Origin of the sequence: Bradyrhizobium sp. PRIMUS42, from assembly GCF_023006515.1 — a bacterium.
In the GTDB taxonomy this organism is placed as follows: Bacteria; Pseudomonadota; Alphaproteobacteria; order Rhizobiales; family Xanthobacteraceae; genus Bradyrhizobium.
Window position 1 is genome coordinate 1 of the sequence record NZ_JALBGZ010000703.1, and the last position, 3,214, is coordinate 3,214.

The 3,214-nt window shown below is 64.3% G+C and carries 4 protein-coding genes and 1 pseudogene; 1 reads left to right on the top strand and 4 read right to left on the bottom strand.

From position 1 onward, the window contains the following. Both MOV75_RS32135 and MOV75_RS32140 read right to left on the bottom strand, forming a co-directional pair. Nucleotides 1-255: pseudogene (locus tag MOV75_RS32135) on the bottom strand (MaoC/PaaZ C-terminal domain-containing protein); the annotation flags it as partial. Further along, nucleotides 255-707 carry a MaoC family dehydratase gene (locus MOV75_RS32140; protein ID WP_246931442.1) on the bottom strand — a complete coding sequence of 151 codons (453 nt, stop codon included), beginning with the start codon at nucleotides 705-707 and terminating at the stop codon, nucleotides 255-257. The gene MOV75_RS32140 and the pseudogene MOV75_RS32135, both read right to left, overlap by 1 nt. 178 nt (nucleotides 708-885) lie before the next feature. Here MOV75_RS32140 and MOV75_RS32145 point away from each other — a divergent pair, with 178 nt between their 5' ends. After that, a complete protein-coding gene (locus tag MOV75_RS32145; protein ID WP_028134403.1) occupies nucleotides 886-1,182 on the top strand; it encodes a DUF4282 domain-containing protein in 297 nt (98 codons plus the stop codon). Between the two features lie 122 nt (nucleotides 1,183-1,304). Here the strand turns inward: MOV75_RS32145 and ychF are convergent, their stop codons facing one another. Together ychF and pth are read right to left on the bottom strand one after the other, a co-directional pair. Beyond that, nucleotides 1,305-2,402 carry a redox-regulated ATPase YchF gene (gene ychF / locus MOV75_RS32150; RefSeq protein WP_246931443.1) on the bottom strand — a complete coding sequence of 366 codons (1,098 nt, stop codon included), beginning with the start codon at nucleotides 2,400-2,402 and terminating at the stop codon, nucleotides 1,305-1,307. 83 nt (nucleotides 2,403-2,485) lie between these two features. After that, nucleotides 2,486-3,097, bottom strand: coding sequence for an aminoacyl-tRNA hydrolase (pth, locus tag MOV75_RS32155; RefSeq protein WP_246931444.1), 612 nt, complete (start codon nucleotides 3,095-3,097; stop codon nucleotides 2,486-2,488). Nucleotides 3,098-3,214: the final 117 nt, after the last annotated feature.

The following is a 3,214-nucleotide window of genomic DNA, read 5'->3' on the forward strand; positions in this document are numbered from 1 at the left end:
GACCTCCTCGCCGCGCGCCGCAGCTTCGCGCGCCAGACGCTGGCCGTCGGCGACAATCAGGCTCATGCAGGCCGAGCCGACATGCCAGCCCGACGCCGCAAGCCCGCCGAACAGCGAGTTCTTGCCCTCCTCCTCGTCGAGATGAAAACGCTGCGGATCGAACTTGGCGGCGAACTTCTTGATCAACTCCGCAGTGAACGTATAGGCGCCGATCTCGCGGCGCTGGCCGATCTCGATGTCCTCGAAGTACCGCATCAGACCGTCCCCTCGCGCCGCTTGATCAGGATCGGCGAGGTCATCTCGGCGAGCGCTTGCCCCTTGGCGTTGCGCGCGGTGCATTTGAACGTGACGATTCCGAGCTCGGGCCGGCTCTTCGAGGTGCGTGCCTCCATCACATCGACATCGAGTATCAGGTCGTCACCCGGCCTGAGCGGCGACAGCCAACGGACCTCATCGACGCCGGGAGACCCCATCGAAGCGGCTCGGGTGATGAAGCCGTCGGCCATCATCCGCATCATCAGCGAGCAGAGGTGCCAGCCTGAGCCGGACAGGCCGCGCAGCATGCTTTTGGCTGCGACCTCCTCGTCCAGGTGCATGGGCTGCGGATCGAACTCGGCGGCAAAGGCCAAAATCTCGTCGCGGGTGACATGGTGCGGGCCGAATGTGCCGAACCGGCCGGGCGGGAAATCTTCGAAGGTCAGGGTCATCTTGGGCAAGCTTTGCGGGAATGACAGATTGTGGCCGCACTTTGCGGCAATCTCAACCCGCCGGCCCGCATGGCTCGTGCTACACACGGGGTGGCGGCGGCCTTGAGTCGGACCAATCGAGGGCCAGGACCCGAGCGCCAAGGCCAGTTTGCGGGCCCGATTTGCCCTGGGGAGATCAATGTTTTCATTCAGCGACCTTTTCCAATGGGACCGGTTCATCACGCCGACGATCATCAAGACCTTCTATTGGCTGGTGATCGCGCTGATCTGCCTGTTCGGCCTCTCCGGCATCTTTTCGGGCCTGGCTGCCATGGCGATCAGCCCGTTCGGCGGCTTCCTGGTGCTGCTGTCGTCGATCGCGAGCGTCGTCGTCGGCATCGTGTTCTCGCGCATCGTCGCGGAGCTGATCCTGATCGTCTTCCGCATCAACGAGCATCTCGGCGCGATCCGGGACCAGGGCAGCGGGATGCGGTGAGGCAGCGAGGTGCGTAGGGTGGGCAAAGGCGCAAAGCGCCGTGCCCACCATCATTCGGGATTTGAGAGAGAGGCCGTGGGCACGCTTCGCTTTGCCCACCCTGCGGCGCCAGTGTTCGCTGCTTACGTATTGAACCTGAAATGCATCACGTCGCCGTCGGCGACGACGTATTCCTTGCCTTCGAGCCGCAGCTTGCCGGCATCGCGGGCGCCGGCTTCGCCGCCCAGCGCGACGTAGTCCTCATACGCAATCGTCTCGGCGCGAATAAAACCCTTCTCGAAATCGGTATGGATTACGCCGGCCGCGCCCGGCGCCTTGGTGCCGCGATAGATGGTCCAGGCGCGCGCTTCCTTCGGACCCACGGTGAAATAGGTGATGAGGTCGAGCAGCGTGTAGCCGGCACGGATCAGGCGGTCGAGGCCGGCCTCCTCCAGGCCCAGCGTCTCCAGGAAGTCGGCGCGTTCCTCGCGTGAGATGGTGGCGATCTCGGATTCGATCTTGGCCGAGATGACGACGGCAACGGCGCCTTCCTTGGCGGCCTGCTCCTGCACCGCCGTGGAGAACGAATTGCCCGTTGCGGCCGAGCCTTCCTCGACGTTGCAGACGTAGAGCACGGGCTTGGACGACAGCAAGCCGAGCATCCCGAAAGCGCGCTCCTCCTCGGCCTTGCGCTCGACGAGGCGCGCGGGCTTGCCCTCGCGCAGCAGCACCAGGGTGCGGTTGACGAGGTCGAGCTGCTCCTTGGCGTCCTTGTCGTTGCCCTTGGCCTTCTTGGTGAGGTTGTCGACGCGCTTTTCGAGGCTGTCGAGATCGGCGAGCATCAGCTCGGTCTCGATGGTCTCGATGTCGGCGAGCGGGGCGATCTTGCCCTCGACATGGGTGATGTCGGAATCCTCGAAGCAGCGCACCACATGCGCGATCGCGTCGACCTCGCGGATGTTGGCCAGAAATTGATTGCCGAGGCCTTCACCCTTGGAAGCGCCGCGGACGAGGCCCGCGATGTCGACGAAGGTCAGCCGGGTCGGGATGATCTGTCCCGACTTGGCGATCGCCGCGAGCTTGTCGAGCCGCGGATCGGGCACGGCGACCTCGCCGACATTCGGCTCGATGGTGCAGAACGGATAGTTCGCGGCTTGCGCCGCGGCCGTCTCGGTCAGCGCATTGAACAAGGTCGACTTGCCGACATTGGGCAATCCGACGATCCCGCATTTGAATCCCATGGTCTCATCCAGTCTTCGCGCCCGGCGCGTGCGTTCGTTGAAGTCGTCATGCCCGGGCTTGACCCGGCCATGACGGAGAGAGATCAGCTCGACTTCTCTCCGTTCTCGTCCTTGGTCAAAAACCCCTTCGCCTGCATGGCAAGATGGACCCTGTTGGCGAAGGTCGCGTCCGTGCCCTTGGCAACCAACGCCGCATGCTCGGCCACCGCCTCGCACAGCGTCGCCACCCAGTCGTTATCAGCCTTGGCGAAGTCCGACAGCACGTGGCCGTGCACCAGTTCCTTGACGCCGGGATGACCGATGCCGAGACGCACGCGGCGATAGTCATTGCCGATATGCGCCGAAATCGAACGCAAACCGTTGTGTCCGGCGATGCCGCCGCCGATCTTGACCCGCACCTTGCCCGGCGGCAGTTCGAGCTCGTCGTGGAACACGGTAACGTCGCCAGGAGCGATCTTGAAGAAGCTTGCGGCTTCCTGCACGGCACGGCCGGAATCGTTCATGTAGGTCGTGGGCTTGAGCAGGATCACGCGCTCAGGTCCGAGCGCGCCTTCCGAGGTCTCGCCCTGAAAACGACGGCGCCATGGTGCGAAACCATGACGCCGCGCGATTTCGTCGACGGCCATGAAGCCGACATTGTGCCGGTTGCGTGCGTATTTCGCGCCGGGATTGCCGAGCCCAACAAAGAGTCGCATGACGCGGCGCGCCCCTCGCTTGGCGCGCGGTCAGGGACCGCGCGCCAGCTTTGAGAGATTACTTCTTCTTGTCGCCGCCGGCGGGAGCCTTGGCAGCCGCGGCAGGCGCAGCAGCAG

Excerpts from the sequence above, each read along its gene's own strand:
- pth (WP_246931444.1), bottom strand. The coding sequence starts at position 3,097 with ATGCGACTCTTTGTTGGGCTCGGCAATCCCGGCGCGAAATACGCACGC.
- ychF (WP_246931443.1), bottom strand. The coding sequence starts at position 2,402 with ATGGGATTCAAATGCGGGATCGTCGGATTGCCCAATGTCGGCAAGTCG.
- MOV75_RS32140 (WP_246931442.1), bottom strand. The coding sequence starts at position 707 with ATGACCCTGACCTTCGAAGATTTCCCGCCCGGCCGGTTCGGCACATTC.
- MOV75_RS32145 (WP_028134403.1), top strand. The coding sequence starts at position 886 with ATGTTTTCATTCAGCGACCTTTTCCAATGGGACCGGTTCATCACGCCG.